We start from the raw sequence: 17,140 nt of genomic DNA, 5'->3' as shown, positions 1-17,140 counted from the left end.
GGTAGAGTAGCTGGTGTTACTGTTGTTACAAATGGTCAGCCAGGTACTGCCAGTCAAATCCGTGTACGTGGATTTGGTGCATTTGGTGGTAACGAGCCTCTTTATGTAGTAGATGGGGTGCCTGTTGGTTCAACAGACTTCTTGAGTCCAGATGACATCGAGTCTACAACTGTATTGAAAGATGCTTCTGCTGCTTCAATTTATGGAGCAAGAGCTGCCAATGGTGTAATCGTTTACACTACTAAAAAAGGCACAAAAAATGCAAAAAAATTGAACATAACTTATGATGGTAGCTATGGTGTAACTGACCCAGGTAATGGTCAGCCAATGATGAATCCTACTGATTTTGCTACATGGACTTGGAATGCAAAGCGTAATTCAGGCGAGGCTTTTGGTCACCCACAATTCGGTACAGGTTCAACTCCAGTAATTCCTGACTACCTAAGTGTAGGCGGAACGCCAGGTGTAACTGGCTCAGTTGATTTAGCTGCTCAAAAATTGAAATACAATATTGACCCATCTGCAGGTGGCATTTATCAAGTAATCAAAGCTAATAAGGCTGGTACTGATTGGTACGGTGCTATTACTCGTAAAGCTCCAACTCAAAGACACTCTTTAGGCTTCAGTGGTGGTGGCGAAAATAGCCGTTTCTATGTTAGTTTTTCTGCTCAAGACCAAAAAGGTATCTTGATTAGCAATGCATTCAAACGTTACTCTTTCCGTATCAATTCTGAATTTAATGTGTTGAAGAAATTACGTATTGGCGAGAACATCCAAATGACCTACCGTCAAGTATTAGGTCAAACAGGTGGTGCAGGTGGTAATGGTATCGCTGCTGACGAAAACGATATTTTACAAGCCTTCCGTATGCCATCAATCATTCCTATTTATGATGAGTTTGGTGGATATGCAGGTACAGCGGCTAAAGGCTTCAACAACCCACGTAGCCCAGTAGCCAACCAGCAAGGATTATTAAACAACCGTAGCTTTGGTGCATCAGGTGTAGGAAATGTTTATGTTGAATATGATGTAATTCCAGGACTTACGCTTCGTTCTTCGGCGGCTGGAAACTATAGTAATTTTTACAACTGGAATTATGGTCGTTGGCAATATGAGAACTCTGAAAATAACTCAGCATTCTCTTACGGAGAAGGTGGTGGTTTTTCATTAGGTTGGACATTCACAAATACTGCCAGCTACAAAAAAACTTTTGGAAAGCATAATGTAGAGGTATTGGCTGGCCAAGAAGCATTGAATACGGGTAGAGGTAGAAATATCAACGCTAATGGTTTGAATCCTTTTTCTCAAGACCTTAATTACGTCACTATCACTACTCTGGGTACCAAAAATCCACCAAATAGTAACCAGTTCAAAGGTGTAAATTTCAACTCATACTTTGGCAGAGCTATTTATAGCTTTAATGACAAATATTATGTAACTGGAGTTATTCGTCGTGATGGTTCTTCAAGATTTGGTGTTAATAGCCGTTATGGAGTATTCCCTGCAGTATCTGCTGCTTGGCGTGTATCTTCTGAATCTTTCATGAAAAACTTACCTTGGGTACAAGATTTGAAAATTCGTGGAGGTTATGGAACAATGGGTAACTCAAATAACGTTGACCCTAATAACCAATTTAGTTTATACGCTACAAGAGTTGATAACTCAGGATATGATATCAATGGTTCAAACTCAAGTATTGTTGATGGTTACTATCGTACACGTATCGGAAACCCTGATGCAAGATGGGAATCAAGTATCACTAAAAACATTGGCTTTGATGGTTCATTCTTGAAAGGCAAATTAGATATAATTTTAGACTTGTGGGAAAAAGACACCAAAGATTTATTGTACCAATTACCAATTACAGCAACAGCGGGCTTCCAAGCTGCAGCTCCTTCAGTGAATATTGGTAAAATGGTAAACAAAGGTATTGATATTCAGGTAATTAACCGTGGAAAAATCAGTGGTGATTTTGGTTATGAATTGAACGTAACTGGTAGTTTCTTGAAAAACGAAATTACTAAAATTGCTGATGGTTTGACTTACTTGACTAATGTTAACCCAGGTTTCCGTGGTGTAAATCCAATTCGTAACCAATTAGGTTATTCGTTGTCTTCATTCTACGGATTTAAAGTTTTAGGTTTGTTCCAAACAAAAGAAGAAGTAGCTGCAGCTCCTGCACAAGATGGAAAAGGCGTTGGTCGTTTCCGTTATGCTGATTTAAATAGCGATGGTAAGATTAATGCTGATGACCGTACCTACTTGGGTAGCCCAGTTCCGAAATTTACTGGCGGTTTAAACTTTACAATAACTTACAAAAACTTTGATATTTCAGCATATCTTTATACTTCTATTGGAAATAAGATTTTCAACTTCTCTAAATGGTATACTGATTTCTATCCATCGTTCTCTGGTGCTGCTATCTCTGAGCGTGTGAAAAACTCTTGGACGCCAACAAATACTGGTGCAACAACACCAATCTTTGAAACAGCTTCTAACTTTAGTACCAATACTCAATCAAACTCTTTTTATGTTGAGAATGGTTCATACCTAAGATTCCAAAATGTTTCTATTGGTTATACTGCACCAAAATCTTTCACAGACAAGTTAAAAATTAGCAAGTTGCACTTATTTGCTTCAACTAATAACTTGTTTACTATCACCAAATATCAAGGTCTAGACCCTCAAGTAGGTGGTAATGCTGATACTAACTTTGGTATTGACGTAGGTAATTATCCATTGACAAAAGGCTTTAATGTAGGTCTTAATCTTGGATTCTAATTTTAAAACATTTAGTAATTAATTTAGTTTAATTACTAAATGTAAAAGTGTCAATGATAAACATCTAAACAAATCTTCATTATAAAATGAAAAAATATATTTTTAATAAATTAACATTAGCAGTATCCTTGCTTACTTTGATAGGATATTCATGTAAGGAGGACTTCCTTACAGTACTGCCGACAGGTGCAATTGCAAAAGGGCAATTGACAACCAAAAAAGGTTTGGAAGGTGCGTTGATTTCTGCTTACGGGCAGATTAGTGGTTACGGAACTCGTATGGTTCACCCAAATAACTGGGTTTGGGGTAGTGTTCGTGGTGGAGATGCAAACAAAGGTACTGACCCAGGTGACTTTTCTGACATTAACCCTATTCAACGTTTTGAATATCTTTCAACGCAAGGGGTTATAAATGACAACTATCGTGGCTTATATGAAGGTATAGCTCGTGCTAACAATGTATTAGGTTTATTGAAAGAAGCACAACCCGATGTTAGTGCTGACGACAAAAAGCGTATCGAAGCAGAAGCTAAGTTTATGAGAGCTCATTTTTATTTTTCATTGAAAAGAAATTATAATAATACACCTTATGTTGATGAAACAGTTGACGTAGGAACAGGTATTGAGAAAATTAAAAATGACGTTGATTTGTATCCTAAAATTGAGGCGGATCTTAAAAATGCGTATGATAATTTACCTGCAACACAAGGGCAGGTAGGTCGTGCAAACAAATGGGCTGCTGGTGCATACTTAGCAAAAGTTTATATGGCTCAAAAGAAATATGCAGAAGCTAAAACTTTGTTTGATGCAATCATTGCTAATGGTGTAACAACGGGTGGTAAGAAATATGCTTTAGTTCCAAATTTTCCTGATTTGTATAAAGCATCGAATGACAATAATTCAGAGTCAATCTTCGCTGTTCAAGCAGCAGCAGGAACTGGTAGCGTAAACAACGCAAACGGTGAATTGGATTTGAACTGGCCTTATAATACTGGCCCTGATGGTCCAGGTAACTGTTGTGGATTCTTCCAACCAAGTTTTGAATTGGCTAACTCTTATAGAACAAAAGATGGTTTGCCATTATTGGATGGTTCGTATAATATGCCGGCTAATGCAGTTAAAACTGACATGGGTATTCAATCAAGTGCTTCGTTTACACCAGATGCAGGTGAGCTTGACCCTCGTCTTGATCATACTATCGGTCGTCGTGGAATCATGTTCTTAGATTGGAAAAAGCATCCTGGCTTTGACTGGATTCGTAATCAAGCTAACGGTGGTCCTTATGCACCTAAGAAATATTCTTATTACAAAACTGACAAAGGTTCATTGCAAGATAATAGTTCTTGGACTCCAGGTTATACTGCCCTTAATGTGACTGTAATGCGTTTAGCTGATATTTTATTGATGGCGGCTGAAGCTGAAGTTGAAATAGGTAGCTTAACAAAAGCACAAGAATATGTAAACATGATTCGTAATCGTGCTGCTAATGCTGTTGTTATGCAAGATGGTGGTCCTGCAGCAAAATATGTAATCAAACCTTATGTTGCTCCTTGGACAGATAAAACTCTTGCTCGTACTGCTGTTCGTTTTGAGCGTAAATTAGAGTTAGCAATGGAAGGACATCGTTTCTTCGACTTAGTTCGTTGGGGAACTGACGTAACTGATATCAATGCTTACTTGAAATACGAAAGTACATTCCTACCTAATACTTTAGGTCAAGGAGCAACTTACCAAGCAAAACATGCTTTATTGCCAATTCCACAAGGTCAAATTGACTTAACTGGAGCTGACATATTAAAGCAAAATCCAGGGTATTAATACATCCTACCCCTAAGGGGAGTAAAAAAAATACAAAAACGTCATGTGGAAATACTTCTACATGACGTTTTTAGTTTAAATTTGTTCAAAAAAAAGCCTTAAAATCAAATGCAAAGATTTTCTGTTTATATCGTACTTTTATTAAGTCTGTGTACTGTTTCATGTAAAGAAAAAACGCTCTTTACCCAACTTTCTTCCGAAGAAACTGGTATAACCTTTTCAAATCGAATTGCCGAAAATGATTCACTCAATATTCTTACGTTTGAGTATATTTATAATGGTGGTGGAGTGGCTATGGGTGATTTTAATAATGATAACTTGACAGATATCTATTTTACAGGAAATACTACACAAAACAAACTCTACCTTAATAAAACTAAAAAAGGTGAGTCGCTTCGCTTTGAAGATGTAACTCAGAAAGCAGGAGTTACAGGCGAAAATAGATGGTCTTCGGGTGTTGCTTTGGTTGATATAAACAATGATAATTTACTTGATATTTATGTTTGTGCAACAGCCAGAAAAACTGCCAGTCAGCGAGCAAATATGCTTTATATTAATCAAGGAATAGGAAAAGAAGGTATTCCGACATTTATAGAAATGGCAAAAGATTATGGCATTGCAGATACTACTCACACAACCAATGCAGCTTTTTTTGATTATGATAATGATGGAGATTTAGACTTGTATTTAGTTGTAAATGAAATGGAAGATAGCCGTTTTCCAAATAAATATAACGAAAAAGGAAAAGTTATTTCATCAAAAAAAAGTGATAGACTTTACAAAAATAGCTCTATAGCAGGAATTCCGCATTTTGAAGATGTTAGTAAGGAAGCTGGTATCTTTGACGATGCTTTTGGATTAGGAATTAACATTACTGACATCAATCAAGATGGTTGGAAAGATATTTATGTTACCAATGATTTTTTGACAAATGATCTGCTTTATATCAATAATAAAAATGGCACTTTTTCGGAAAAAGCAAGCGAATATTTTAAACATACATCGTATTCGGCAATGGGAAATGACATTGCTGATATAAACAATGATGGGTTGATGGATATTATTGCTTTAGACATGATGCCCGCCACCAACTATCGCAAGAAAATGATGACTCCTGCTAATAGTTATGTAACCTATCAAAATAATGACCGATTTGGCTATACTTATCAATACGCTCGCAACACACTTCAAGTAAATCAAGGTAAAAATCCATTGACAGGGCAACCTATTTTTAGTGAAATTGGTTTATTGGCTGGCATAGCTGAAACAGATTGGAGTTGGACACCGATGGTTACTGATTTTGACAACGACGGTTTTAGGGATATCATTATTACCAATGGCTTTCCACGAGATATTACTGACCAAGATTTTTTGGCTTATCGCAATGAAGTAAATTCATTGATGTCGAAAAAAATGCTCTTAGAATATGTACCCGTGGTAAAACTCAAAAACTTTGCGTTTCGGAACAAAGGCAACAATGGCTCGGCAGCATTGCAATTTGACGATGTAACTGATAGTTGGGGAATTGTTAATCCAAGTTCATCGAATGGGGCGGCTTACGCTGACCTCGATAATGATGGTGATTTGGATTATGTGGTCAATAATATCAATGATTCGGCTTCGGTTTTTCAAAATAATGTTATGCAGCTGAAACCCGAAGAAAGTAACTTTTTAAAGGTGAAATTCAAAGGGAATGCTACTAATTTGGCGGGTTTAGGTGCATACGTCGAGATTCAATATGCCAACGGACAGAAACAAGTTTATGAAAATTCACCTTATCGAGGCTATTTATCGACTGTTGAACCAACGGCACATTTTGGCTTAGGAAAAACCAAAAAAGTTTTACAATTAAAAGTTATCTGGCAAGGAGGAAAAACACAAATTATTACCGATATAAAGGCAAATCAGGTGTTTACAGTGGAAGAAAAAAATGCTGCTTTACCTTTGCCCAATGTGAATTTAGCAAAGAAAAATCCACTTTTTGCTGATATTTCGGAAATACTCAACGTAAACTACAAGCACGAAGAAGAAGATTATATTGATTTCAATGTCCAGAAACTTTTGCCGCACAAATTCTCGCAATTTGGTCCAGCCCTTGCCGTGGGCGATGTCAATGGCGATGGAATAGAAGATATATTTGTGGGTGGTTCGAATCATCACAAAGGCAAATTTTTGATTCAAAGCAAAGAAGGTAAATTTAGTATTCAAGATTTGCTTTCGGGTAAAGACGGAACTGAAAAGATTACCGAAGATATGGGTGTTTTGCTATTTGATGCCGAAAATGATGGTGATTTAGATCTTTATATAGTCAGTGGAAGTTCAGAATTTCAAATCGACTCGCCTTCTTTGCAAGATAAATTATACATTAATGATGGAAAAGGGCATTTTCAGTGGAATGAAAAGGCATTGCCTGCGTTTTTGAAAAGTGGCTCATGCGTAAAAGCTGCCGATTATGACCACGATGGTGATTTAGACCTTTTTGTAGGTGGACGGGTAGAGCCATCGGCATATCCAAAACCTGTTTCGAGTTATATATTACGCAATGACAAAGGTAATTTTACGGACGTAACTGCCCAAATCGCTCCTCAACTTAAAAACATAGGAATGATTTGCGACGTTACTTGGTCTGATTTCGACAACGACGGCTGGCAAGACTTGGTAATGGCAGGAGAATTCATGCCGATTACATTCTTGAAAAATGAAAAAGGTAAATTCGTAATTCATATCGCAACGGCGAACCGTTCTGACATCGTAAATAAGATTGGTTGGTGGAATAGCATTACTTCGGGTGATTTCGACAGTGATGGTGACATTGATTATATTGCAGGAAACTTGGGCATTAATACCCTCATGCGAGCTTCAGACGAGAAACCTGTGAGTGTTTATGCCAAAGATTTTAATAACGATGGTTTTTATGATGCCATTCCGACGGTTTATTACAAGGATTTGGAAGGAAACCCAAAAGAATTTCCTTATAATACCCGTGATGATTTGGCGAAACAATTTGTACAAACTCGCCAACGTTTTCAGAATTATGCTAAGTTTTCGCAAGCCACCATTAACGAAATTTTGAAACCTGAAGAATTAAAAGATGCTTTGATTCTGAAAGCTAATTGGCTAAAAAGTAGCTATATTGAAAACAAAGGAAAGGGCATTTTTGAAATAAAAGAACTGCCGATTCAAGCACAATTTGCTCCAATTTTTGGCATGATTGCTCAAGATTTCGACCAAGATGGCAATTTAGATGTGTTGGTCACAGGCAATGATTTTGCCGCTGAAGTTTCAGTTGGACGAAATGATGCTTTGAATGGTTTATTGCTTAAGGGCAAAGGAAATGGCTCATTTGAAGCAATTTCGCTCGAAAACAGTGGTTATTGCGTTACTGGTGATGCCAAGAGTTTAGTGAAAATCATGAGTCCAAAAGGACAATTATTGACTGTAACTTCCCAAAACAAAAGCTTATTACGATTCTTTGAATATCATTTTCCTGTAAAAATAATTGCTTTGAAAGCCAATGAAACAACAGCATTGTTGAAGCTCAAAAATGGAAAAATCAGAAGAGAAGAAATTAGTTTTGGCTCTTCGTTTTTATCGCAATCTGCACATAATTTAATTATTAGTTCTGATGTGCAAAGTGTCGAAATTATTGACATCAAAGGAGCAAAACGAGTGATAAAATAATTGCTATAATGAAATCAATATTCACAATCTTGTTTTGTTTGATAGTGCCAACTTTGCTATTTTCGCAAAATGTAAGTTGGCAAATTAGTGGAAAAGTATTGGAAAAAAGCAGAATGGCTGTGCCTTTTGCCAATGTTTACATCAATAATACAAGTATTGGTACCAGCACAAACCAAAATGGTGAGTTCTCGCTAAATATTCCAGCAAGAATTCAGAAAATAGAATTAGTAATTTCATTTGTGGGGTATGTAACATTGAAGAAAAGTATTTCAAAAAATGACATAAAACTTCAAAACTTAACTTTCATTCTTCAAAATGGTGTAGAATTGAACGAAGTGAAAGTAATTGCTAAACATGATAGGGAATGGAAAAGAAAATGGAGAGTTTTTAACAGAGGATTATTAGGCGAATCGGACTTCTATAAAGATTGCATCATTCTAAACCCCGAAATAGTTAAATTAACGTATGATAAAGACAAAAAAGTTATTGCTACGGCAAACGAACCCATCATTATTCAGAACAATGCTTTTGGCTTAAAAATAGCCTTTCAAATGGAAAAATTTGAGTCCGATGGAGATAAAACTTTTTACGCTGGATACAAATTTTTTGAAAACATTGATTCAAGTGCTGCTACTCAACAAAAAAAATGGGCAAGAAATAAAAAAAGAGCCTATAACGATTCATTTAGAAATTTTTTAGTTTCCTTGACACAAAAAAAACTAAGTACCAACGGTTTTGCGATTTTTAAGGTATTAAAAGTTAAAGAAATGTATTATGGTCGAACGACTATCGCTAATGAAATAGCTAACGGTGCTTTAACCGAGTGTACAGCAGAGGAGATTTGTAGCTATGATGCCAAGACAGACGAGTTTTTTATTCATTCCGATAAATCTCTTATGGTATTTGTAACCAATAGTTATACGCCGTTAAGAGTATTTGCCGACTACCCAAATCCTTATTCTATCATTAATCTTATTAATTCTTATGCAGCTTTTACCAAAAATGGTTGGTTGTCGAAGCCTAACGGCATTTTGATTCAGGGTTATTGGGGACGTGAAGGTTTTTCTAATATGTTGCCAGAAGATTACTTTCCTGATAATTTCCAATACCAAGATAGCACTTTTGCTATGAATGAAAATCAAATGCAAGCCATTGCTCCAAAAAACTTTAAACCAGATGCTGTTTCAACAAATATTGTACTACAAGATATTCTTTACGATAAGTCGCCTGTAGCGGAGTTGAAGGAAGAAAAGAAAGAATTTGCGATAGTTTCTAATGATATTAATGTGAGAATTAGTGAAAGTGATGCTAATTTAAGCATTTTTGATTTGCTACGTCGTATTCCGGGCTTGGTAGTAACCAATGTTTTAGGAAGTTATCAGATACATTTTCGAGGAACTAATACTAATCTTGGCGGTAGTGGCGGGTCAATAACTCCTGCTCTGGTGCTTGATGGCACTTTTATGGATGATGAAGAAACAGTTATGAATATGCTTAATAGCCTAAATGTAGGTGATATTAAGGAATTAGGAGCAGTAAAATATGGAAATAGTGCTGCTTTTGGTTCAAGAGGCGGCAATGGCACGATTGTGATTACCACAAAAAAGTAGTTATATTCCTATAAACCTATACAAAAAAGGTGCTTTGTTGGCTGCACCTGTCATTTTCTTTACAATACGCTCCAAAATACCTAAACCTAATGTTTTACGCTGAAAATTTGAACGAATCAATTTTTCTCCCAAAATGGTTTCATAAAGTCCTTGTAGTTCGTTCATGGTAAAGGTTTCGGGAAGTATAATTAATTGTATTTTTTGTACCTTTGATTTACTTAGTTTCGATAAACTCAAATACAAAATATGTCTTCTACTCCTAATACTGTCTTTATTTATTCAGCAAAAATGCAAGCTATTTTTGAAGCAATTTTATTAAAAAATGGCTTTGAACCAGAAAAAGCAATCAAATGTGCAGCCGTTTTTGCCAACAATAGTATTGACGGAATTTATACGCACGGAGTCAATCGCTTTCCAAGATTTATAAAATACTTGAAAGAAGGATTTATAAAAGCCGACAAAGTACCAACCCTAATTTCAAAATTTGGTGGTATAGAACAATGGGATGGCAATCTCGGCCCGGGCCCCTTGAATGCCATTCATGCAACTGAAACCGTTATGAAATTGGCACAACAGCATGGCATTGGTTGCTTAGCACTATCAAAAACTAATCATTGGATGCGTGGTGGTACATATGGTTGGCAAGCTGCTAAAGCAGGCTTTGTATTTATTGGTTGGACAAATACCATAGCCAATATGCCTGCATGGGGAGCAACCGATGCAAAATTGGGCAATAATCCTTTAGTGATTGCCATTCCTTATAAAGATGAAGCGATTGTATTAGACATGGCAATGTCGCAGTTTTCATTTGGGGCGATGGAATTAGCAGCGATGAAAAATGAAAAATTATCAGTCGTTGGAGGTTATGACAAAGAAGGAAACCTGACCGATGATCCAAATTTGATTCTCGAATCTTGGCGTTCTATTCCTGTTGGTTATTGGAAGGGAGCAGGTTTATCGCTCTTGTTAGATTTATTAGCAGCTATTTTGTCGGGAGGTTTATCAACTCATGAAGTAACTAAAGAAAAAGTGGAATATGGTGTTTCTCAAGTTTTTATTGCGATTGATTTGGCAAAATTGGGTAATCATTCAAGTATTTCACAAATAATTGAAAACATTATCAATGATTATCACAGTTCAGTTTCGATAGATGATTCAAAAAAAATAACATTTCCTGGCGAAAGAGTTTTACAAACCAGACAAAAAAACACTGTCAATGGTATTCCTGTTTTGAAAAGTGTTTGGGAGGAGATTTTAATTTTGAATGAATGATATTGTACGACGAGTTTCCTAACCTGTCATTACTGAAGTCAAGAAATACAGGTTAGGAAATCTATTTTACGATACTATAAATAAACCACCTGTCCTGTTCTGACAGATTCATCGCAAGCAAAAGCAATTTTTAGGCTATTTACTGCATCATGCACATGGTCGGTGAGGTCAAGGTTTTCTTGAATCGCTCTTAAAAAATAGCGTTGTTCTCGATTACAAAGTTCTTGGTGGTCAGGTTCATCGCTCAAATTAAACCAAGTATCTTGTTTGATAAATTGATTATTTTCATCTAAATCGGCATGATGGAAACGTAGTGATTCGGTTTTGGTATGGGAATCAACATTATCAGATTTTCCACTGCCGCCTGCGTCTTTGGCAACGATAGACACGCAGCCTTTTGGTCCGATTACGTCTTTAACAAAAAAGGCTGTTTCGCTCATCATGGGCCCCCAACCAGCTTCGTACCAACCTACCGAACCATCTTCAAAACGTATCTGTAATTGTCCATAATTATAATTATTTTCAGCAATATCATTGGTCAATCTTGCACCGATTGCTGTAACTTGAAGCGGTTTTGAGCGTGTCATTTGACACATAACATCAATATAATGTACGCCACAATCAACAATTGGACTTAAGCTTTTCATCAAATTGCGGTGTACGTCCCACATGATGCCATGACTTTGTTGATTGAGGTTCATTCGCATAACTAAAGGTTTACCCAATTCGTGTGATAGTTCTACAAACTTTTCCCAAGATGGATGATGGCGTAAAATATAACCTACCACTACTTTTTTGCCTGTTTTTATAGCCATTGCTGCTACTCGTTCAGCACCAGCAACTGTATCTGCCAAAGGTTTTTCGATAAATACATGGCAACCGCTTTCAAGAGCTTTGATTGCAAATTCTTCGTGCGTATCGGGGTAAGTAGAAATGCAAACGGCATCGGGTTTAGTAAAAGAAAGAGCTTCGTGAAAATCTGAAAATAGATGATACCCACCGCCTAATTTTTCATTTAAGACTTCTTTGCTTTTTCCTGTGGAAACAATACCACATATTTCAAATCCATCTAATAATTGATACGCCTGTGCATGAGATGCTCCCATATTTCCACAGCCTACTACTAATACTTTTATAGGGTTTGTTGAGGTTGACATTTTTATAATTAACGATTGTTTGTGTATGTATGATTTTGATAATCAAATAGTTAAGGTGTTGTTTTTTTAGAAACCATATCAATTTTAAGGTTGATTTCTTGGAGTATTTTAAATTGTTTTGCTTGTGTATCAAATAATGTTTTTATCTGTTCTTCCAGCAATAAATCTATTTTTTGGTGTAAACTCCTAATTTCCATTTCGGCTTTCAGATTAATTAAATAGTCATTTTCGCCTCTCATTCTATCTTTTTCTTCTTGTCTATTCTGACTCATCATGATTATGGGTGCTTGCAATGCTGCAATGGTCGATAGTATCAGGTTCATCAATATAAAAGGGTAGGGGTCAAATCTATTTTTGAGAGGAATAATTGAGTTGAAAATTATCCAGACAGTTAATATGACTGCAAATAAAATAATGAATTTCCAACTTCCTCCAAAAAGGGCTACTTTATCCGAAATCGCTTGTCCACGAGATAATGTTTCGGTGGGAGGATTTAAAAGATTATTGACTATAAGTTTTTCTTCCTTCATTGTATCTTTTACAATCTGATGAAGTTTGTTTAGGTGTTCCTTTTCATCAAGCAATAATTTGTCAATCTCTTTATTATTCATTTTCTTATTTTTTATCTACGAAATAAGTTGAAAACTTGTTCTACTCTCTCACAATCTTTCTTGACACACTTCCACGAGAAGTTTCAATTTTTATAGAATACATTCCCTTAGCTAATTGGCTGATATTCAAAGAGTTATTGCTCGAAAGCTTATCAAAATTCATTACATTACTTCCCGAAATTGAATAAAACTTAGCTTCTTTGAAAACAATTCCCGCGGGTAGCTCAATGCGTAGTTCGTCGGCAGTTGGGTTGGGGTAAATACCTACTTTGATACTTTCGTCCAATTCTGTGCCTAAAACTTTTGCTGCAACCGCAATGCTATTAGAAGCCAAACTTTGGCAACCATCATCTGTAATTGCTCTAACTGTATAAGTCCCACCTAAATCTGCCGCAATACTTGTGCTTGTTGTTTGACCACCAACAAGATTTCCATTAATATACCATTGATAGTTTTTTCCTCCCGATGCCACCAAATTATTTCCACTCGTAGCAATTTTTGGTGCAGTCGGGATAATACAGAAAGTTTGGGTAAGACTTATGGTATTAAATTGTGAGTTTCCTAATTGGAATGCTTTGATTTTGGCTTTTCCTGCGGTCGTTCCAACAGTAACTTTATTGCTATTGAGTGTTATATCACCACCATCAATGGTAAATTGAACCACTAAATTTGAACTTGACGTTGCTGCAATAGTGAAAATTTCGCCAATATTTTTGTCAGAAATTGCTGAAAAGTTGATAGTTTGATCAGTTTTTGTTGGAATTGCTCTTGCTCCTTGAGCATACCAAACTGCCCAACTTGCGTCAGTAAATAATCCTTTTGCTGAGCCTGAAGGCGAAATTTTATTTTTATCTAAGTTAATAATATTTACATTTTGCTGCTTGCCATTGAGGGTATTGAAAAGCATCTTATCGTCCAATCGAGAGTATCCAGGATACCCAATATCATTGTTTTTATTGATAGCATCTAAATCATTATTTGAAAGATCGACGCCAATTTGATAATATGTGTTTGGTTCATCTTCAGTAAAGTAATCGAAGGCAACAATGTTTTGTGTATTTTTAGAAAAGGAAGGATTTCCGATACTTTCGCCTGCCTCTAAGTCTGTAAAAAGTTTCTCTATTTTACCAGTTCCAACGGTCTTTTTAGTTAAATCCCAAGCCTTCATCATTCCAACATCCCAAAACTCAATATTGCCCGAAATACTCTTTAGACTATTGAATGCATCATAAATGATTGATTCGCCTGTATAATCCCACTCAAATGAATCGGCATATTGAACCTCTCCTGTGCTTACTCCCGTCGAATAGGTTGGATTATAAAGTGTAAATTTATAGCGTTTATTGTCTTCCAAATTAATAACATACATAAACTTATCTCCAGCTTTGGTCAAAGCAGCCAAACGCTTACCATCTTTTGATACAGTCACATTTCCCCAAATGGCATCGCTTGTTACTTTTGTTTCAGTATAAGCTCCTGACAACAAAATTTTACGAATTATTTTGTCTTTTCCAACAAAATATGCCGTTAGTCCGTCATCGGTTACACTTGGTTTACTCAAACAACCACTCGACGAAATCACTTTAAAGTTAGTATCGGTTGCTTTTCCTGTATAAAGTTTGCCCGATGAAGGCTCAAAAACTAGGATAAAATCGCCTCCACTATTAATAGGGATATTTTGCTGAGGAGCGGGGGTAGGAGCAGGTGCTGGCGTAGTTGTTGGCGTTGTTGATGTACCTCCATTGGGGTCTGCAATACCAACAGCATCGAAAGCTGCTTTTGCTGCAACCACAACCGCTGAATTTTCACCATAAAGGTCGGCAGAAGCTCGCACAACTGCCAAACGAGCATCTACAAATTTAGATGTACGCGTCATATATTTTGTCAATACTCGGTAATAAACCTGCTCTGCTTTGTCTTTTGTGACGTTGGCATTGGAGGCAAACAAATAAAAAGCGTAGTTTGGAATACCACTATTGACGTGAACACCGCCATTATCTTCGTCTTCGGTATTAGCCAAAAACGCATATTGTGACATTGTTTTTGGTTGATAACCTGGGTCATTTTTACCACCTTGGTTAGGGTTCGATAAACTTCGCAAAGCACCTGAAGGAAAAGCCGATGTTTTTACTATATCTTCGCCCAAAGTCCAATCGTCACGGTCGATCATTGCACCAAAAATATCTGCAAATGATTCATTCAAAGCTCCCGATTGGTTTTGATATTCCAAACGTGCCGTTGCTTCCACTACACCGTGCGTCATTTCGTGTCCTCCCACGTCTAATGCTCCTGCCAATGGCTTAAAAGCATCACGACCATTGCCATAGCCCATAAATTCGCCATTCCAGTAGGCATTGTCCATGCCTTTTCCATCATCATCAGCAATGTTTATTACTGAAATAATATTTCCACCTTTACCATCAAGCGAATTTCGACCAAATTTAGTACGGTAATAATCATAGCAAAGCCCAGCATTAAAGTGTGCAGAAACAGCCGTGGCACTCCAATTTGAGCCAGTAGTTGACGAATTTTGTACATACGACATATTATCAGAGGTAGTATTTTTGGCATCAATCGTCCAAATTGCTCCAATTGGGTCGTCAGGAAGTTTAGAAGTGGTTTTATTATACATTGGGCGTTGTGTGTCAACCATATAATAAGTGTTGCTTACCTGTTGAATATTAAATGTTCGAGTAACGCTATTTAAGTCTTTGGCAGTAGCCGTAAAAGGGCCATCTAAAGCACAAGTATTGTTAAATTTTTTCAAGATTTCGCCCGTATTGGCATCAACAAAATATGTCCATCGCTCCAACAGGTTCGGACGAATGCTCAATAAATATGTAAGTCGTTCATTATCAAACTTTTCATCTTTGTGATAAACAATTAGTTCGGCAGTATTTTGCTGTTTTACTAACATCTTTCCTGTAACTTGTGCTTGTTGAACAATCGATTTCTGAGCAACATCAAGCATCGCAAATTCAATGGCTTTTTCTTCCGAAATACCAGGATTTGTAGAGTTCAATTTAGGAGTGGGGAAATTTCTTCCATTCAACACATCAATTTTTTCTCCTTTGGTGTGGAGCCAAATTTCACCGCCATAAACAGGTAGATTTTTGTACTTTTGCAGAATTTGAATATGGGTCATGCCAATCTCGTCAGTTTCCATTTTTATCATTTCAAGTTCTTGACCAGTATCTTCAATTTTTAAGGCATTTTTTACTTCACCCAAAAAATCAACTGCCATCAACTGTGTGCTTTTACGAGCCTTTGGTGATGCCTTTGAAAGATTTTCAATCATCAATACTCCGCCTGTTTCGGTATCGCGGGTTATTTTTAACTTGCTGATAAACTTCGTAGAAAGGCCTGTAATACTTGACTGACGAATATTTTTATCATTTTTATCGCCTTGTATTTCAATAAACTGCCCTTGGGGTGTTTCATTTTTTCCTGTGGCAGTCTTACCTTTTTTGTCGAATCCTTTTTGGGCAAAAGAAGAAATTGCCGCAAAAGAAATAAAAATAAAAATTAATCTCATATTATTATTAAGTTAGAATGTAATTTATGGAACACTTATCGCTCACATTGACCAGAAATTATTTCAAATTTACTAAATTCATCAATTCTTTATATAATTCTTTTGCTTTAATTGGTGTGTTTTCTTTTGACCCTCCCCATATAATTTCTTGAGAATGACTTTCTTTCCGAAATTTTATGAAATAATAGATATTTCCAGGTTTATGAAATGTTGTTGTATCTTCAAATAAGGCTTTTGTTTTGCCAAAAAGTACCCTGACAGTATCAGTATTTTGTTTGCCCAATTCTGTAAAAGTAGAATCAGTGCTTCTTTTATGATACAGTTTTTTGTTTTCTAAAAGCCGATATTCGTTTACCAAGTTAGTAAAGCCGCCACCACTACCAAAGATTATTTGGCTTTTTTTGTATGTATCAATGTTCATTTTTGGTGAGCAAGATAGAAATAAGAGTGCAAAGATGCACAGGTATAAAGTATTTTTCAATTTATTTTGAAAATATTATATATTTAGTTTTTATCATTTTTACTGAACAAATTGATTTTACAATCTTGAATATTTATAAATTCTTGCTAAAGATAGCAATAATATCATTGCGAAAATCAAAGCTGTATATTCGGGTTTAAAAGGATTTAGTCCAAAATATTTATTCATGCCATCTACGTTCATCAAATGTGCTAC

The 17,140-nt window shown here is 36.2% G+C and carries 10 protein-coding genes; 5 read left to right on the top strand and 5 right to left on the bottom strand.

Translation table 11 applies throughout. The annotated features are described in order from the left end of the window. The 4 genes from ACH2CJ_RS12925 to ACH2CJ_RS12910 form a co-directional block, all read left to right on the top strand. Positions 1 to 2,781: SusC/RagA family TonB-linked outer membrane protein (locus tag ACH2CJ_RS12925; protein WP_394993238.1), on the top strand; the 2,781-nt coding region annotated here is incomplete at its 5' end. An 86-nt stretch (positions 2,782 to 2,867) separates the two neighbouring features. After that, positions 2,868 to 4,598 carry a RagB/SusD family nutrient uptake outer membrane protein gene (locus ACH2CJ_RS12920; RefSeq protein WP_394993236.1) on the top strand — a complete coding sequence of 577 codons (1,731 nt, stop codon included), beginning with the start codon at positions 2,868 to 2,870 and terminating at the stop codon, positions 4,596 to 4,598. Between the two features lie 108 nt (positions 4,599 to 4,706). After that, positions 4,707 to 8,279 carry a VCBS repeat-containing protein gene (locus ACH2CJ_RS12915; RefSeq protein ID WP_394993234.1) on the top strand — a complete coding sequence of 1,191 codons (3,573 nt, stop codon included), beginning with the start codon at positions 4,707 to 4,709 and terminating at the stop codon, positions 8,277 to 8,279. Positions 8,280 to 8,287: 8 nt separating this feature from the next. Next, positions 8,288 to 9,889: a carboxypeptidase-like regulatory domain-containing protein gene (locus ACH2CJ_RS12910; RefSeq protein WP_394993232.1), complete on the top strand. Its 1,602-nt coding sequence runs from the start codon at positions 8,288 to 8,290 to the stop codon at positions 9,887 to 9,889. Here the strand turns inward: ACH2CJ_RS12910 and ACH2CJ_RS12905 are convergent, their stop codons facing one another. After that, positions 9,890 to 10,126, bottom strand: coding sequence for a hypothetical protein (locus ACH2CJ_RS12905; protein ID WP_394993230.1), 237 nt, complete (start codon positions 10,124 to 10,126; stop codon positions 9,890 to 9,892). A gap of 9 nt (positions 10,127 to 10,135) precedes the next feature. On the opposite strand from ACH2CJ_RS12905, the gene yiaK reads away from it, so the two are divergent. After that, positions 10,136 to 11,161, top strand: coding sequence for a 3-dehydro-L-gulonate 2-dehydrogenase (gene yiaK, locus ACH2CJ_RS12900; protein WP_394993228.1), 1,026 nt, complete (start codon positions 10,136 to 10,138; stop codon positions 11,159 to 11,161). 74 nt (positions 11,162 to 11,235) lie between these two features. Here the strand turns inward: yiaK and ACH2CJ_RS12895 are convergent, their stop codons facing one another. From ACH2CJ_RS12895 to ACH2CJ_RS12880, 4 genes are read right to left on the bottom strand one after another with little or no spacing between them, the layout of a single operon-like run. Continuing rightward, positions 11,236 to 12,318, bottom strand: a complete 1,083-nt coding sequence (locus tag ACH2CJ_RS12895) for a Gfo/Idh/MocA family protein (RefSeq protein ID WP_394993226.1) — start codon at positions 12,316 to 12,318, stop codon at positions 11,236 to 11,238. A gap of 50 nt (positions 12,319 to 12,368) precedes the next feature. Then, positions 12,369 to 12,929: a DUF1003 domain-containing protein gene (locus tag ACH2CJ_RS12890; protein WP_394993224.1), complete on the bottom strand. Its 561-nt coding sequence runs from the start codon at positions 12,927 to 12,929 to the stop codon at positions 12,369 to 12,371. Between the two features lie 40 nt (positions 12,930 to 12,969). After that, positions 12,970 to 16,464, bottom strand: coding sequence for a M4 family metallopeptidase (locus tag ACH2CJ_RS12885; protein ID WP_394993223.1), 3,495 nt, complete (start codon positions 16,462 to 16,464; stop codon positions 12,970 to 12,972). Between the two features lie 58 nt (positions 16,465 to 16,522). Beyond that, positions 16,523 to 16,885 carry a hypothetical protein gene (locus tag ACH2CJ_RS12880; protein ID WP_394993222.1) on the bottom strand — a complete coding sequence of 121 codons (363 nt, stop codon included), beginning with the start codon at positions 16,883 to 16,885 and terminating at the stop codon, positions 16,523 to 16,525. Positions 16,886 to 17,140: the final 255 nt, after the last annotated feature.

It is taken from the genome of Emticicia sp. (assembly GCF_043780375.1).
Lineage (GTDB): Bacteria > Bacteroidota > Bacteroidia > Cytophagales > Spirosomataceae > Emticicia.
Note: the sequence above shows the minus strand (reverse complement) of the source record. Positions and strands in the feature narration are given on the sequence as shown.

What these genes read in the sequence shown, in the direction of transcription:
- ACH2CJ_RS12920 (WP_394993236.1), top strand. Translation starts at nt 2,868, where the DNA reads ATGAAAAAATATATTTTTAATAAATTAACATTAGCAGTATCCTTGCTT.
- ACH2CJ_RS12895 (WP_394993226.1), bottom strand. Translation starts at nt 12,318, where the DNA reads ATGTCAACCTCAACAAACCCTATAAAAGTATTAGTAGTAGGCTGTGGA.
- ACH2CJ_RS12890 (WP_394993224.1), bottom strand. Translation starts at nt 12,929, where the DNA reads ATGAATAATAAAGAGATTGACAAATTATTGCTTGATGAAAAGGAACAC.
- yiaK (WP_394993228.1), top strand. Translation starts at nt 10,136, where the DNA reads ATGTCTTCTACTCCTAATACTGTCTTTATTTATTCAGCAAAAATGCAA.
- ACH2CJ_RS12910 (WP_394993232.1), top strand. Translation starts at nt 8,288, where the DNA reads ATGAAATCAATATTCACAATCTTGTTTTGTTTGATAGTGCCAACTTTG.
- ACH2CJ_RS12880 (WP_394993222.1), bottom strand. Translation starts at nt 16,885, where the DNA reads ATGAACATTGATACATACAAAAAAAGCCAAATAATCTTTGGTAGTGGT.
- ACH2CJ_RS12885 (WP_394993223.1), bottom strand. Translation starts at nt 16,464, where the DNA reads ATGAGATTAATTTTTATTTTTATTTCTTTTGCGGCAATTTCTTCTTTT.
- ACH2CJ_RS12915 (WP_394993234.1), top strand. Translation starts at nt 4,707, where the DNA reads ATGCAAAGATTTTCTGTTTATATCGTACTTTTATTAAGTCTGTGTACT.